At 71.3% G+C, this 14,743-nt stretch carries 11 protein-coding genes; 4 read left to right on the top strand and 7 right to left on the bottom strand.

What is annotated here, in order from left to right:
- Window position 1: 1 nt before the first annotated feature.
- From ACN269_RS24630 to ACN269_RS24620, 3 genes are read right to left on the bottom strand one after another with little or no spacing between them, the layout of a single operon-like run.
- Window positions 2-4,360: a toxin glutamine deamidase domain-containing protein gene (locus ACN269_RS24630; RefSeq protein ID WP_421474641.1), complete on the bottom strand. Its 4,359-nt coding sequence runs from the start codon at window positions 4,358-4,360 to the stop codon at window positions 2-4.
- A gap of 16 nt (window positions 4,361-4,376) precedes the next feature.
- Window positions 4,377-4,709 carry a hypothetical protein gene (locus tag ACN269_RS24625; RefSeq protein ID WP_421474640.1) on the bottom strand — a complete coding sequence of 111 codons (333 nt, stop codon included), beginning with the start codon at window positions 4,707-4,709 and terminating at the stop codon, window positions 4,377-4,379.
- Window positions 4,706-5,128, bottom strand: a complete 423-nt coding sequence (locus ACN269_RS24620; RefSeq protein WP_421474639.1) for a YbaB/EbfC family nucleoid-associated protein — start codon at window positions 5,126-5,128, stop codon at window positions 4,706-4,708. Before ACN269_RS24620 ends, ACN269_RS24625 begins: the two co-directional genes overlap by 4 nt.
- 78 nt (window positions 5,129-5,206) lie before the next feature.
- Here ACN269_RS24620 and ACN269_RS24615 point away from each other — a divergent pair, with 78 nt between their 5' ends.
- Window positions 5,207-6,445 (top strand): SUKH-3 domain-containing protein, encoded by a 1,239-nt coding sequence (locus ACN269_RS24615; protein WP_421474638.1) that lies wholly within the window; start codon window positions 5,207-5,209, stop codon window positions 6,443-6,445.
- A 78-nt stretch (window positions 6,446-6,523) separates the two neighbouring features.
- Complete coding sequence (locus ACN269_RS24610; RefSeq protein WP_421474637.1) at window positions 6,524-7,387, top strand: hypothetical protein; 864 nt, start codon at window positions 6,524-6,526, stop codon at window positions 7,385-7,387.
- 57 nt (window positions 7,388-7,444) lie between these two features.
- On the opposite strand, the gene ACN269_RS24605 is transcribed toward ACN269_RS24610, so the two are convergent.
- Window positions 7,445-8,932 (bottom strand): aldehyde dehydrogenase family protein, encoded by a 1,488-nt coding sequence (locus ACN269_RS24605; protein ID WP_421474636.1) that lies wholly within the window; start codon window positions 8,930-8,932, stop codon window positions 7,445-7,447.
- A 93-nt stretch (window positions 8,933-9,025) separates the two neighbouring features.
- Between ACN269_RS24605 and ACN269_RS24600 the strand changes: the two genes are divergently transcribed.
- Both ACN269_RS24600 and gabT read left to right on the top strand, forming a co-directional pair.
- On the top strand, window positions 9,026-10,462 hold the full coding sequence (locus ACN269_RS24600; RefSeq protein ID WP_421474635.1) for a gamma-aminobutyraldehyde dehydrogenase: 1,437 nt from the start codon (window positions 9,026-9,028) through the stop codon (window positions 10,460-10,462).
- A 3-nt stretch (window positions 10,463-10,465) separates the two neighbouring features.
- Entirely contained in the window at window positions 10,466-11,737 is a 1,272-nt protein-coding gene (gene gabT, locus ACN269_RS24595; RefSeq protein ID WP_421474634.1) for a 4-aminobutyrate--2-oxoglutarate transaminase, read from the top strand.
- A gap of 91 nt (window positions 11,738-11,828) precedes the next feature.
- On the opposite strand, the gene ACN269_RS24590 is transcribed toward gabT, so the two are convergent.
- From ACN269_RS24590 to ACN269_RS24580, 3 genes are all read right to left on the bottom strand, one after another.
- The gene (locus ACN269_RS24590; RefSeq protein WP_421474633.1) at window positions 11,829-12,494 is read right to left on the bottom strand and encodes a hypothetical protein; all 666 of its coding nucleotides are present in this window, start codon (window positions 12,492-12,494) and stop codon (window positions 11,829-11,831) included.
- Between the two features lie 205 nt (window positions 12,495-12,699).
- Window positions 12,700-13,551: a hypothetical protein gene (locus ACN269_RS24585; protein WP_421474632.1), complete on the bottom strand. Its 852-nt coding sequence runs from the start codon at window positions 13,549-13,551 to the stop codon at window positions 12,700-12,702.
- Between the two features lie 229 nt (window positions 13,552-13,780).
- Window positions 13,781-14,548 carry a G5 domain-containing protein gene (locus tag ACN269_RS24580; protein WP_421476547.1) on the bottom strand — a complete coding sequence of 256 codons (768 nt, stop codon included), beginning with the start codon at window positions 14,546-14,548 and terminating at the stop codon, window positions 13,781-13,783.
- Window positions 14,549-14,743: the final 195 nt, after the last annotated feature.

Here is a 14,743-nt window from a genome sequence, read left to right as displayed (position 1 = left end):
ACTAGGTGTTCTCCTCGTAAGTCGATTGGAGGGCTTCCCAGAACAACTGCTGCTCGCGCTGGAGGATGCCATCCACAATTGCGGCCTCGCGCCCCGTCAACTCTCGAGCCTCAATGCGGGCCAAGGCGTCGATGTCGCGGCGTACCTCGTACAGCGCATGCTCCCAGACCGCTACGGCATCAAGCGCTGCCAGGTGCAGACGAAACTCGGCGAGGTGGCCGCTCGGCGTCTTGAGCACGAGTTGTATGTCCCGGTAGCCGCTGTCCTCCGGTGACAGAAATCGATCATCATAACTCGCGATCTCGACATCAGGGTGAGCTCGTAGCCGCTCCAGGGCGCCGTAAAGGTCGTCGAGCGACCCAAATTCGACCTTCGCAGCGGCCAAATCCAGCAAACGGGACGCATCGCCTTGGCGCTTGGCCACCTTGTCTTCGGCCCGCCTCCGATCCTTTGGCTGGGTACGCCACCCAGGCTCCCCAACGCGTCGATCACCGAGGTGCGCAAGAGATACCGCAAGCTGATTCAGCTCCGTCTGAGCAACCGCAGCCGCCGCAAAGAGGCTGTCGAGGTAGTGCTGGCGATAGATGAGGTCCGCTTGGCGACGCTTGTCGAAGCCCGGTTGAGCAGGCGGGTCATCAGGCACCTGGATACTCGCGCTGATCGTCCGCTGCTCATCCGTCAGGGGTGTCTGCTGTGGAGGGCTCACGACTCTGACGGGGGCTCCCGACCCCGGGATATCGACCTCTGAGACACCCTGCGTATTGATGTCGTCCAGTACGTCGGTGAGGGCGTCGATGGCCTGTTGGTGGCTCGCCAGGTGGTGCAGCGTCAGCGGGCGGGCCGTCAGTGAGTTCGCCAGTTCGGGCGTGGCGAGGATGATTCGTGCCAGATCCGGTGCCTGCGCCAACTGCCGGGCCAACGTCTCGGCCAGCTTCGGCTCGTTCCGAGGTGGCTCTCGCAGGGCAGCGTCCAGCATGTCGCGGACGCGGGTGTCGGCGAACAGCCGCGACACGTCCTGCGCGGCCGCCTCATCGAGGGTGGGCACCAGCCGCCGGAGGCTCGACGGATCGACCGCCCTCGCGAAGTCGGCCGGACTCATCCCGGCCGAGAAGACCTCGTCGAGACTGCCGGCCTGCGCGAGTGGCTGACTTTCGCGAGCATCGGACGGCAGACCGTCCGGCATCGAGCCCGGGCCGTCCAGCAGGAGGTACATGCGGTTGACGTACGGGTCGCCGTGGCCGCCGTCGTCGTACCCGGGTGGGTGGGTCGGCAGGTCGGGGCGTTCACTGAACCGACCCCGGGGCAGTCCGCCGAGCGGCATCGGCCGGCCGTCTCCGCCTAGGACGAGCGCGTCGATGCCGACCACGTCGGGGTACAGCGGCCGGTCGCGGACGAGGCCGGTCTGCGGGTCGGCGTAGAGGATCTTGCCGTTCTGGTTGAGTGCCACCCAGGCGTGCGAGCCGCCACCGGCCCACTCGGTGATCAGGAACGCGTAGCTGCCGTGGCCGCCCAGCACCAGTTGGTCGTGCAGGTTGGCGTACCCCTGCCGGGCCTGTGCCGGGTCGGTCGGCTGACCGGGCGCGAGGACGCGTTGGAAGCGGCCGCCGGTGACGTCCTCCACCCGGCCGGGGCCACCCGCCTCACCGCGGATCGGGCGTCGGATGTCGCCGTCGAGGTAGCCGTCGAAGGTGCGCGGCGCGGACACCCGCGGTCGCCCGTGCACCCAGGTCTCGAAGAGCGACAGGGTGCAGTCCAGGCAGTTGATGCCACGGGTGGCGTCGGCCTGGGGGCCGCCGTCGTTCAACAGGCGGAACCATCCACCCTGGCGCGGATCGGCGGTACGTCTGACGGTGCCGTCGCGCTCGCGCGGCATCTGTCGTTCGACGTCGACCTGGTGCAGCGCGAGTGGTGGCCGAAGTCCGCCCGGCTGCCCGTACGGGCGGGAGTCGTCGATCGGCGGGGGGATGTCGTCGCCGGTGAGCCGGGACGGGCCGCTGGTCTCCACCGCGCCGAGCGCGAGCGCGCCCACGTCGTTGTTGGCGTGCGCGAAGGTCCCGTCGGCCAGGTCGATGACCGGCGGTGCCGTGATGCCCGCCAGGACGTCGTTGGCCAGGTCACGCCAGTGGGCGTACGCGCGTGACTCGTCGTTCGCCGCCCGCTGCCAGCCGTCGGCCCACTGTCGGTGGCCGGTCTGGTGCAGATGTCGGGCGTAGTTGGCGTACTCGACAGCCCTTCGGTCGTGCTCTGCCGCCCGCTCCCGCAGGCGGGCGGCCTCGGCCTGCCGGCGGTTGTTCTCGAAGCCGATCCGCTGTGCTTCGAAGTGGCCCTGGTAGCGCCGTCGCTCGGCGGCCTCCGCCTCGGCCAGCCATTGGGCCGCGTACCAGTCGTCGACATCGCTCGCGGACTCCGCCGGGTCGCCGAACGCGACCACGTCGACGGGTGCGGGGCCACGACCGCCGGTCCTCTGCCGGGGTACGCGAGCTGGCGCGACCGACTCCCGCGGCGCGGTCCGCTCGGGTGCCGAGTGGCGGCCAGCCGGCGCGGCCACGGCGCTCCCGGTCGCCGGGGTCGTGGCTGCGCCGTACCTGCCGACGTCGTCGGGTGAGGTGCCGACCGTCGGTCCGGCGGGCGTGACCGGGGACGCCACCGGTGGCGCGGGAGCCGGGGCAGGGCCGGCGGACGCGATCGGTGTCGAGAGCCCGGCAGTGCCCGCCGCCGCCGGGCCGACCGGGGGCACCGCCCCCATGGCCGTCGGCAGGGACGCCGACACCGGTCCGGTCGACGAGGTCACCGAGGCCGAGGGCAGAGAAATTGACGATGGTCCGCCCGCTGTGGGCAGGGAAGCCGCCGGCGTCGCCGGAACCGCCGGTGACACGGCCGAGGCGACCCCGGGTAGACCGGTCGACGAGGGTACGGAGCCGCTGATGGCCGGGGCGACGCCGGCCGGGTCGATCGCCGGCGGGGTGACGCCGACACCTGGTCCGCCGACCGCGTCGACAACACCGGCGACGGGCGCGGTGACCCCCGAGAGCGTGGGCGCCGCCGCGACGGCGGGATGGCCCGGCTCCGCAACGGCCGAGAGCCCCACCTCCGACACTGTTGGACCCGCGCCGTGCCCGTCGGCGGGAAGGCCCTGGATGCCCGCTGCCGCCAGCGCCGACGTACCGGTGACGTTCGCGCCCACCGCTCCGGCACCATTCCCCGTCGACGCCGACGGTGGCGAAAGCGGCCCAGACGCCACCGACGAAGATGACGCCGGCCCCGGCGACACCGGCGCAGCCGCCGTGAGTTCCGCAGGTGGAGGCGGGATCGGCAGCGACGGGCCGGCGAGGGACGCACCCAGCGCGTCGGCCTGGGCGCGGAGCCGCGCCTGGAGGGCATGGTCGGTCTGTGCGGTCGTCGAGCCGGTGACGCCGGACGCGGCGGCGCGCACCACGTCGTCGACCGAGGCGATGCCCTGCCCGGTGGCGACGCTGGCCGCGCTCTCGGCGAGCATCTCGCCGGTCATCTCCCGACCCAGGTGCTCGCCGACACGTGCCGCGCGGCCGGTCGCGTGGCGGCCCAGACCAGCCAGTGGCGCGACCGCACCACCGGCGAGCCCGCCGACCGCCGAAGCGCCCAGGTCGGTCAGGTCGACGCCGTGGGCCCGGCCGGTCGAGTTCTGGTACGCCTGCGTGGCGAGGCTGATCCCGGACTCCTCGGCCGCCTCCTCCACTCCTTCCCGGGTGGCCCGCTTGGCGAGCCCGCGCACGCCGCCCTTGGCGACCTCCTTGGCCGCGCGCTCGCCGGCCTCCTTGAGCCCGCGCCGCAGCGCCTTGCTGGCCAGTTGCCCCATGAGGCGTTTGAAGATCTGCTGGATGAGCAGGCGGGTCGCGGTGACGGCCGCGCCGGCCGCCGGAGACGCCGCCCCGGCGGTGAGCAGCGCCGCCACGGCCACCGAGAGCAGTTCGACGACGAGGATCCCCAGCTCGATCCAGACTTCGATCTTGGCGCCCTCGATGTCGCAGCCGCACTCCTCGACCAGCCGGCCCAGGTCGGCGGTGACCGCGAGCAGCACCGGCAGGGGCGCGTCGTCGCCCTCGGCGATGCCGCGCCAGGCCGCCTCGAACGCGGCATCGACAGCGCCGACGCCGCCGTATCCACTGCGTACCTCGGCGGCGGCCGCTGCGGCGTCGGCGTGCGGGCCGGCGAGGACGCCGGCGACCGCGTACCACCGGTCCGCGACGTCCCAGACGGCCCGTTCGTCACCCTCCGGCCACTGCACGCCGATCGCCCAGTCGAGGGCCTCGTAGATCCACCCGGGTACGTCCCAGGGCGCGTAGTCCAACGGGTGCGGGATCGGGCTGGGCAGCACGCTCATCCGGATCGGCCCGTCGTCAGCGCTGGTCGGCGGTGCGGTCGAGCCGGGCGGCGCTGCCCTGGTCGGTCCGCACGCTCGCGTCGACCGCGCTGACCACGTCGACACCCAGCTCGGTGAGCCGCTGACCGACGCCCGCCCAGGCGCGCAGCACGGTCTGCTCGATGCCCCGGTAGCTCCGCTCGAACGCCGCGCCTATGTCGTCGCGCCCCCACGGACGGGTGCCGCTGGCGGCCTCGATCTCGCCGCCCTCCGCCGCCCGCCGGGCGGTCACCGCCTCGCCGGAGAGGGCCAGGTCCGCGCCACCGCGCCGGGCCCGGGACGCGTCCAGCCAGAGCTGCCCGTCGGTCACGCCGGCCCCCCGCGGCGGCCGAGTACGGCGTCGGCGCGGCCGAGCAACGCGCCGAAGTCGCCGGTACGCAGGAAGTCCGCCGAGCCTGACCCGGCCGGCATGGTCTCGGCGACCAGATCCTGGGTGGCCTGGGTGACGGCGGCCACGGCGACCCGGATCGTCTCGGTGATCTTCCGGCTCAGCGCCTCGGCGTCGCGGACCCGGTAGACGGCCGGGTCGAGGACGATCTCGATGACCTGGCCCTGCGCGCCGACGGTCGCCGTGACGTGACCATCCGACGAGCGGCGGGTCACCCGCAGCTCGGCGAGCCGCGCCGCAAGAGTGTCCAAACCGGACCTGAGCTGCTGGTACTGCCCGTACACGTCGTCGAATCGGGCTCGTAGCTCGCGATTGGCGTCCCGGTCCACTCGTTCGCTCACCGCCGCTCCTCCCGTCACCGTCGGTATCCAAGACCATACCGGCCGCCATCGATCCGTGTAGTCCGGTAGTTTCGATGTGTGATCGACCGTCAGCAGGCCGAGCAGCTCGCGTCCGCCTGGGCGCGGCGCGACTCACAGCGCCTCGGCCACGAGTGCACCCCGGTGGTCGACGAGTTCGACCTCGGCTTCGTGATCACCTCGAACGTGTCGAGCGGAGCACGGGCGATCCCCGGCGACCTGCCGACGACCGTCATCGACAAACGCACCGGAACGGTCACCACCTGGCCCCGGGTGCCGGCCCCCGTGGTGGCGGACCTGTACCGACGTAGTCAGCCGAGCGGACCGACCGCACCGCGCACGGTCGACGCGTCGAGCCTGCTGATCCGGGAGATCCATCGGGGCCCGACGCCGAACACGGTGGCGCATCTGACCCTCGACGGTCGCATCTGGACGGCCCAGGGCACGAGAGGGCCGGCGACCCTGAACCACCATCCGCTGGTGCGCGCCTACCTGGACGAACGGCCGCCGGGCGAGCTGGTGCGCGGCGTCGAGTGTCACGCCGAGCTGATCGTGGTCTCCGACGTGCTGCACGAGTACGACCACCGCCGGGCCGCCGAGGGCATCGAGCCGATGGGGCGAGCCGAGGCCGCCGCACTGCTGGACGCCGCCCGCTTCGAGATCTTCCGGATCCGTGAAGCGGGCGACCCGGCCGGCGGTGCCACCGAACTGCCCTGCGACTCGTGCATCGCGTTCCTGGTGCGCGCCAACGTCCTGCCGGAGGCCGCACGGGCCTACACCGAGACGTGGCGCGCACCGACCGCGCCCGACCCCGACCCGGGGCGCTTCCCGCCCGAGGTGGCGAACGCGCTGGTGGCGGCGGGCTGGCGACCGCACATCGGTGACCAGATCATGGCCGCGGCCGGCGTACGGGACGTCACCGCCGTACCCGGAAGGACGCACCGGCACGAGGCCTTCCCGGCCGTCGTGGAGGCGCTGACCGCGTTCCCCAGCCTGGTCGGTGCCCGGCGCGGTCCGGGCGAGCAGGTGTGGATCTCCCGCTTCGACATCCGGCCGCACCTGATCGCGCACACCGCCGACACGCTCGCCGACCTCGGCGCGGTGCTCGGCGTACGGCTCTTCCCGATCGGCACCGAGCAGCAGGACAGCATCCTCGCCGTCGACGAGCGGGGGCGGGTCTTCGCCCTCGACCAGGCCGGGGACTGGTTCCTCGGCGACAGCATCGACGCCGCGCTCACCACGTTGCTGCTCGGCCGGTCCCCCGCCCGGGTGCGCGACGACGGCACCTGGACGAGTTGATATTGACCGATACACTCTTCTCGCCTCGCCCCCTAGAGAAGAGACAGCGAATTGCCGAAGCTATCGAACGTCGCCACCGTGCTCGCACTCTCGGTCGGCATCGCCGTCGCCCCGGCCACGGCGGCCTCCGCTGCTACCGACCGGAGCGGGGCGGTCCGGTTGGACATCCCGAACAGCAGTGCGTGCAAGGCCGGTCGCACGGTCATGCAGGGCATGGTGGCCGGGCCGGGCGGCCAGCTCTACATCGTCTTCACGAAGGCCGCCGGGGCCGAGCCGGTCCTGTCCCGGTGGCTGCGGGACGGCTCGACCTGGGACGGCACCAGTTGGGTCTGCTCCGGGGCCCCCACCTCCATACCGGCCCTCGGCCACGGTAACGACCTGGCCTACAACGCGAACTACCTGGGCCAGGGCCCGGCGCTGATCGCCGCCCAGGGAAGTCAGTCCGCGTACCTGAGCGACAAGGTGACGATCATTCGGCTGAACGCCGACGGGGCTGTCGGCGCGACCAGTGAGGTGCGCCTGCCGATCGGCAACATCAGCGGGTTCTGCTACAGCGCGACGGCTGCCGGCGGTGCCGGCAAGTATGCGGCCCGCCGACTGGGCAGCCTGTGGACCCATCCCGGCGCTGGCGCGCTCACCAGCGGATGGACGCTGGTCAAGAGCAACCTGACGAGTCACGACAATCGTTCCGACCAGGGCATCGACTGCTCGGAGAACTACATCTGGAACACCAAGTCGATCAACACGTCGACGCCCTCGACCGGATGGAACTGGGTCTACCAGTACAACTGGTCGGGTGGCGATGTGGAGAGCGACATCGGCGTCCCGAGCAACAACCTGGTCGACGAGATCGAAGACGTCACCCATGTGGGGAGCGAGTTCTTCGTCGGCATCAACCGTAACGACGGGCTCTCCGACACCGTGAAGGTGTTCGTCGAATAGCTCGGTGCGTCGGGGTCGCCGGTCATGTCGCCCGGCGGCCCCGACGCGCCTACCTGCTCAGAGGTCGAGTCCGGTCAGCACCATGACGCGCGGCTCGGTGTAGTCGTCCATCGCGCTGCGCAGCCCCTCCCGGCCGACACCGCTGCCCTTCACCCCGCCGTACGGCATCTGGTCCGCCCGGTACGACGGCACGTCGCCGACGATCACCCCGCCCACCTCGAGGACTCGCCCGGCGGCGAAGGCCACGTCCAGTCGTCGGGTGAACACGCCGGCCTGCAACCCGTACGCCGAATCGTTGACCGCGGCGAACGCGGCCTGGTCGTCGGCAACCGGGGTGACCACAAGCACCGGCCCGAACACCTCCTCGGCGACGACCTTGGCGTCCGCCGGCACACCGGTGAGGACGGTCGGGGGGTAGGACGCGCCGGTGCGTACGCCGCCCACCTCGACCGTCGCGCCGGCCACGACCGCCTCGGACACCCACGCCTCGACCCGGCGGGCCGCCTCCTCGGACACCATCGGGCCGACGTCGGTCAGTTCGGAGGCAGGGTCGCCGGTGCGCAGCGCGCGTACCGCCGCCACCAGCCGGGGCAGGAAGTCGGCGTGCAGCGCGTGGTGCACGTACACCCGCTGCACGGCGATGCACGACTGGCCGGCCTGGTAGTTGGCGAAGGTGGCGATGCGCTGTGCCGCGAAGTCCAGGTCGTCGGGGGACGTCCAGTCCGCGCAGAGCACCGCCGCCGCGTTGCCGCCCAGTTCCAGTGTCACGTGCTTCTCCGGCACCTGCCGTCGGATCGCGGCACCGACCGGCCCGGACCCGGTGAACGACACGACCGGCAGCCGGGGGTCGGCGACCAGTTCGGCGGCGCGGTCGTTGGGTAGCGGCAGCACCGAGAACATGCCCGCCGGAAGGCCCGTCTCGGCCAGTAGTTCGCCGAGCAGCAGCGCGGACAGCGGGGTCGCCGGGGCCGGCTTGACGATGATCGGCGCGCCGACCGCGATGGCCGGGGCGACCTTGTGCGCGACCAGGTTGAGCGGAAAGTTGAACGGCGCGATACCGAGCACCGGCCCCTTCGGCACCCGTCGGACCAGGGCGATCCGGCCGGTGGCGGCCGCGTCGGTGTCGAGTCGTTGCAGCTCCCCCGAGAACCGTCGGGCCTCCTCGGACGCCCACCGGAAGGTGGAGACCGCCCGCCCGACCTCGGCCCGCGCCCACTTCACCGGCTTGCCGTTCTCGCCGGTGATCAACGCCGCGACCTCGTCGGCACGCTCGGCGAGCCGCCGGGAGACGTGGTCCAGGGCCGCCGCGCGGGCGTGCGCGGGCAGAGCCGCGGCCTGCGCGGCCACCCCGGCCGCTGCCGCGACAGCGGCCTCGACCTGGTCGGGCGTGGCAAAGGTGGTACGCCCCACCGCGCGACCGTCGTACGGATGGTGGGCGGTCAGCTCACCCGTACCGGAGGCGGGACGGGAGGCGACGAAGAACGGGGTGGGGTCCACGCCGTGCAGCGTAGACGGAACAGCACTCGACGGAAACAGTCGCCGCATACCTTGTCTGCTGCGGAATCAGTAGCGAAGATGGCAGGAAGATTGCGAGAACCGCCGCAGACTCACCCCCGGCCCCCTCGGAGTGATCCCGTCATGAGTGACCAGCAGCAGCTGCGCAACTTCGTCAACGGCTCCTACGTCGACCCGGCCGACGGCGGCTACGCCGACCTGGTCGACCCCTGCACCGGGGAGGTGTTCGCGCAGGCGCCGGTCTCCGGCCCCGCCGACGTCGACGCGGCGATGACCGCCGCCGCCACCGCCTTCGAGAGCTGGCGGGAGGTCACCCCGGCCGAACGGCAGAGGGCGCTGCTCAAGCTCGCCGACGCCGTGGAGGCGCGGGCCGCCGAACTGGTCGACGCCGAGGTACGCAACACCGGCAAGCCCCGCCAACTCACCGCCGAGGAGGAGCTGCCCCCGGCGGTGGACGAGTTCCGGTTCTTCGCCGGGGCCGCCCGACTGCTGGAGGGGCGCTCGGCCGGGGAGTACCTGGCCGGGCACACCTCGTACGTGCGGCGCGAGCCGATCGGGGTCTGCGCCCAGGTGACCCCGTGGAACTACCCGCTGATGATGGCGATCTGGAAGATCGCTCCCGCGCTCGCGGCCGGCAACACCGTCGTCCTGAAGCCGTCGGACACCACACCGGTGTCGACGCTGCTGCTCGCCGAGATCGCCGCCGAGTTCTTCCCGCCGGGGGTGTTCAACGTGGTCTGCGGCGACCGCGACACCGGTCGTACCCTCGTGTCGCACCCGACCCCGCAGCTCGTGTCGATCACCGGCTCGACCCGCGCGGGCATGGAGGTGGCCGCCGCGGCGGCCCCCGACCTGAAGCGCACCCACCTGGAGCTGGGCGGCAAGGCCCCGGTGGTGGTCTTCGACGACGCGGACGTGGCGGCGGCGGCCGAGGCCATCGCGGTCGGCGGCTACTTCAACGCCGGGCAGGACTGCACGGCGGCGACCCGGGTGCTGGCCGGTCCCGGCGTCCACGACGACTTGGTGGCGGCGCTCACCGAGCAGGCCCGCGCCACGAAGACCGGTGCGCCGGACGACGCCGACGTGCTCTACGGCCCGCTGAACAACGCCAACCAGCTCGCCCGGGTCAGCGGCTTCGTCGACCGGTTGCCCGACCACGCGGCGATCCAGACCGGCGGTGCCCGGCAGGGCGAGCGCGGCTACTTCTACACGCCCACCGTCGTGTCCGGTCTGCGCCAGGCCGACGAGATCATCCAGGACGAGGTGTTCGGGCCGGTCATCACCGTGCAGCGCTTCTCCGACGAGGACGAGGCGGTGCGCTGGGCCAACGGCGTCGACTACGGCCTGTCCGCGTCGGTCTGGACCCGCGACCACGGCCGGGCCATGCGGATGACCCGACGGCTCGACTTCGGCTGCGTCTGGGTCAACACGCACATCCCGTTCGTCTCCGAGATGCCGCACGGCGGCTTCAAGCACTCCGGGCACGGCAAGGACCTGTCGGTCTACAGCCTGGAGGACTACACCCGGATCAAGCACGTCATGCACAACATCGAGGTGTGAGCCATGGCATCGTCTGAGGAGCTGCACAAGCGGCGTGCCGGTGCCGTGGCCCGCGGTGTCGGCAGCGTCGTCACGTCCTACGTGGACTCTGCCGCGGGCGGGACGATCACCGACGTCGACGGGCGGGAGTGGATCGACTTCGCTGCCGGCATCGCGGTGACGAGCGTCGGGAACTCCGCGCCGAAGGTGGTCGAGGCCGTCCGCACGCAGGTCGAGCGCTTCACCCACACCTGTTTCATGGTCGCACCGTACGAGTCGTATGTGGCGGTGTGCGAGCAGCTCAACGCGGTGACGCCGGGCGGGTTCGAGAAGCGGTCGGCGCTGTTCAACTCCGGTGCCGAGGCGGTGGAGAACGCGGTCAAGATCGCCCGGCACGCCACCGGACGACCGGCGGTGGTGGTGTTCGACCACGCGTACCACGGGCGGACCAACCTGACCATGGCGTTGACCGCGAAGAACATGCCGTACAAGCACCGGTTCGGGCCGTTCGCCGGGGAGATCTACCGGGTGCCGATGTCGTACCCGCTGCGCGACGGCGGGCTCTCCGGCGTCGAGGCGGCGGCCCGGGCCATCGAGATGGTCGAGAAGCAGGTCGGCGCGGAGAACGTCGCCGCGCTGCTCATCGAGCCGATCCAGGGCGAGGGCGGTTTCGTCGTACCCGCGCCGGGTTTCCTGCCCGCGCTGCGCGCGTGGGCGACGGCGGCCGGGGTGGTCTTCGTCGCCGACGAGATCCAGACCGGCTTCTGCCGAACCGGCGACTGGTTCGCCTGCCAGCACGAGGGCGTCGAACCCGACCTGGTGACCCTCGCCAAGGGCATCGCCGGTGGGTTGCCCCTCGCGGCGGTGACCGGTCGGGCCGAGCTGATGGACGCGGTGCACGTGGGCGGGCTCGGCGGCACGTACGGCGGCAACCCGATCGCCTGCGCCGCCGCGCTGGCGACCATCGAGACCCTGCACGAACTGGACCTGGCCGGCGCGGCCCGCCGCATCGAGTCGGTGCTGGCCCCTCGCCTGCGCGCCATCGCCGAGCGGGATCCCCGCGTCGCCGAGGTACGTGGGCGCGGCGCGATGCTCGCCGTCGAGCTGGTCCAGCCCGGCACCCTCGTCCCCGACCCGAGCGCGACGTCGGCCATCTCGACGGCGTGCCACGCCGCCGGACTGCTCACCCTCACCTGCGGCACGTACGGCAACGTGCTGCGCTTCCTACCGCCGCTGGTCATCTCCGACGCGCAGCTCACCCGGGGCGCCGACATCCTCGACGCGGCGTTCGAGTGACGCCCGTGGCAGGGCCCGACCCCGGGCCCCGCCACGACGTCGGTCGGCGCTGACGCCGTCGAGAGGCCCGCGTCGGGCCCCTCGACCCACGTCAGCGCAGCACCTCGACGGTGTTGTTGCGGACCAGGTTCTTGCCCGGCTCGCGGATCTGGTCCATCGCCGCGGTGTTGAGCAGCACACAGCTGCCAGACGGGCCGGTCACCGTCACCGTGGTCGCCCGGTTGTTGTCCAGGTTGGTCACCCGCAACCTCGTGCCGACGGGGAACTGCCCGCTGGTCGCCGCCGGGGCGGCGTTCTCCGCGAAGAAGGTGATCGCGCCGGAGCAGGCCGATCCGGGCACCGGACGCGGCGCGGCGGGCGAGGCGGCACCGGGGCGTACCCCACCGGGGGCGGGCTGGGCCACCGAGCCGTCCAGCCGCTCCACCACGTTGCGGCGGATCACGTTCTTGCCCGGCTCGCGCACCAGCTCCATGGCGGCGGCATTGAGCAGCACACAGCTTCCCGACGGGCCGGTCACCGTCACCGTGGCCGCGCGGTTGTTGTCCAGGTTGGTCACCCGCAGCCGGGTACCCACCGGGAACCGATCGCTGGTCGCCGCCGGAGCTCCGGCCTCCGCCGAGAACGTCACCGAGCCGGAGCAGACGGACGACCGTGCCGGAGCGGTGTCGGCGAACCCGAACCCGGTCCCCACCGCCACCCCGGCGGCGGCAACCACCGCCACGGTAGCCGCCAGCACGTGCTTTCGCTGCACCCTCATCGCCGTAACTCCCGCCCTAGCCAACGTCCGTCACCCCCTGATACGGAAACCACCCCCGCGTCGGTTCACCCCCACCGTCAAGCCCGTGGATCATGTAGTTCTGGTGGGCGTTACGGACCGATTTGCACTTCTCATGAAGCACCACAACTCCATGATCGACGCGCGAAGGTCCGGGCGCCGGAGGGCCGGGTGGTTGGTGGAGTGGTTACGGGTGGAGGAGAGGGCTGAGGGTTCGGATGATATGGGTGGGGCGGCGGTAGAGGTCAAGATCGGTGAAATAGCGCAACTGCCATCCGTTGGCGGCGAGCCAGTTCATTCGAGCGCGATCGACCTGTAGGCGGACGCGGTCCAGATGAGACCTTCCGTCGTACTCAATACCAACCCGGAGTTTCCGGTAGCCGAGGTCGAGACGGTAGAGCGGTATCCCGTGGCTATCCGAAACCCACAGCTGAGGCTCTGGTGGTGGCAGGCCGCCGTCGATCAGCACAAGGCGAAGCTGGCTTTCCTGTCGGCACTCCGCCCGGGGATCGGCGCGGCCGACGAGTTCGCGCGCCTGACAGATCCCCCGAAGGCGCTCGCGCCGAGCGACCTTGACCAGGAGTTCGTCGGGATCGCAAGCGCCGACCCGAAGACACAGGTCCAGCAGTGGCATGGCGTCCATTCGGCGCACGGATCGCGCCAGATCCACCGCACATCGGGCAGCGGGCGCACAGGGCACCCCGCCCAGAAGCACCGGGTCGCCTACGGGCAGCACCGACTCGTGGGTTACGACCCCCCGAATATGTGGCACGCGCTCGCCAGCTGGCACGATGACATGCACGTCTGAGCTGCGGATGTCACCGAAGCCATGCAGTTGTGCGCCGGCGTGAAAGCCGACCACAGAAGTGTCCGGCAACCGCCGAAAGATCGCCGGCAGGTGCCCGCCCCGGTCGGCCGATGGCGCGTAGACACCTCGTGACAGCCGGTGCAGTTGGGATTGCCCAACGATCCTGCGTACCTGCTCGCGACTGAGGCCGGCACTGAGTAGCTCGGAGTATCGATACGGACGCTCTGCCATACCGCGGAATCTGCGTCACCAGGCCCCGATCCCTCCACCCCACCCGCACACCCTGTGGACAAAGACCAGCCCTGTGCACAACCCCCGAAAAAACGTCGATTGTGCTAAGGCCCCGCCTCGCCAGAGGGGATCGATCATGGAGTTGTGGTGCCGCAGAGAAGCCTCGAATTGGCGCCTTCCGTCCACCACAACTCCATGATCGACGCGACTAGGGGGGAGGACGGGAAAGCTAGTCGCAGCCGTAGCCGTCGTTGTCGCGGTCCAGGTCGTAGATGTCTTCGCCGATGACCTTGACTACTCCGTTGACGTAGGCCGGGCCGTTGCCGCTGCCGCCGGCGCAGTCGACGTCGCTGGCGATCGGGACACAGGGGCTGTAGTTCGGGTCGCAGTTGGACTTCTTCTTCGTGCCGACGGCAACGACCTCGGTGACCGGCTGCTTCGTCACGGTGGACGTGACCAGCTTCTTGCCGGTCTGCACGCCGTCGGTGGTGGTCACCTGGTAGGTCAGCGTCCGTACGCCATCCACACCCTTCGTGCGGACCACCCGCTTGCCCTCGGCCAAAGAGGCGTCCTTGACGGTGCGCGAACCGTGCCGGATGGCAGACCGCTCGGTCACGGTCGTCACCCGCACCACGGGCGCGGACGCGGCACGTGAAGGTGCGGCACTGGAGGTGGAGGGCACGGGGGTGGAGAGTGCCGGCTCGGCCGGCTGGGCCTCGGCGAGCGCGTCAGGTGTCGGTTCGGCGGGCGCCGCGGCGATGGGTCGTTGCGCCTCGTCGGCGGCGGTGGCCGTGCTCTTCGGGTCCGGGTCGCCGGTCAGCGCGCCGACGATGGCGGTACCGGCGCAGCAGAGCAGCAGGAAGGAGAGCAGCACCGAACCGACAATCACTGCGGCACGGCGGCCCGGGCTGGCACGGCGGAACCAGTTCGGGGCGGCGGATGGCTGCGGTCCGGGGCCGTACGGCAGCGGATGCCCCGGCCCGGGTGGTGGTTGCATCGTCACGCGGAGAAGTGTCGTCGCATTCACCTACCGCAATATCCACCGTCGCGGCGATTGCCTGCGCCGTTTGCCTGGCGTCGATCGATCGGTGGGCGCGACCTGCATCGCCGACCGTGTCAGGTGGGCGACGAGCCGACAGGTCGCCTGACCGTTGGGTCGGTCAAGCCGTGGCCAATAGTGCAGCCGACCCGC

Origin of the sequence: Micromonospora sp. WMMD736 (assembly GCF_049179015.1) — a bacterium.
Classification (GTDB): Bacteria; Actinomycetota; Actinomycetes; order Mycobacteriales; family Micromonosporaceae; genus Micromonospora.
Note: the sequence above shows the minus strand (reverse complement) of the source record. Positions and strands in the feature narration are given on the sequence as shown.

What these genes read in the sequence shown, in the direction of transcription:
- ACN269_RS24630 (WP_421474641.1), bottom strand. Translation starts at nt 4,360, where the DNA reads ATGAGCGTGCTGCCCAGCCCGATCCCGCACCCGTTGGACTACGCGCCC.
- ACN269_RS24605 (WP_421474636.1), bottom strand. Translation starts at nt 8,932, where the DNA reads ATGCGGCGACTGTTTCCGTCGAGTGCTGTTCCGTCTACGCTGCACGGC.
- ACN269_RS24600 (WP_421474635.1), top strand. Translation starts at nt 9,026, where the DNA reads ATGAGTGACCAGCAGCAGCTGCGCAACTTCGTCAACGGCTCCTACGTC.
- gabT (WP_421474634.1), top strand. Translation starts at nt 10,466, where the DNA reads ATGGCATCGTCTGAGGAGCTGCACAAGCGGCGTGCCGGTGCCGTGGCC.
- ACN269_RS24590 (WP_421474633.1), bottom strand. Translation starts at nt 12,494, where the DNA reads ATGAGGGTGCAGCGAAAGCACGTGCTGGCGGCTACCGTGGCGGTGGTT.
- ACN269_RS24585 (WP_421474632.1), bottom strand. Translation starts at nt 13,551, where the DNA reads ATGGCAGAGCGTCCGTATCGATACTCCGAGCTACTCAGTGCCGGCCTC.
- ACN269_RS24580 (WP_421476547.1), bottom strand. Translation starts at nt 14,548, where the DNA reads ATGCAACCACCACCCGGGCCGGGGCATCCGCTGCCGTACGGCCCCGGA.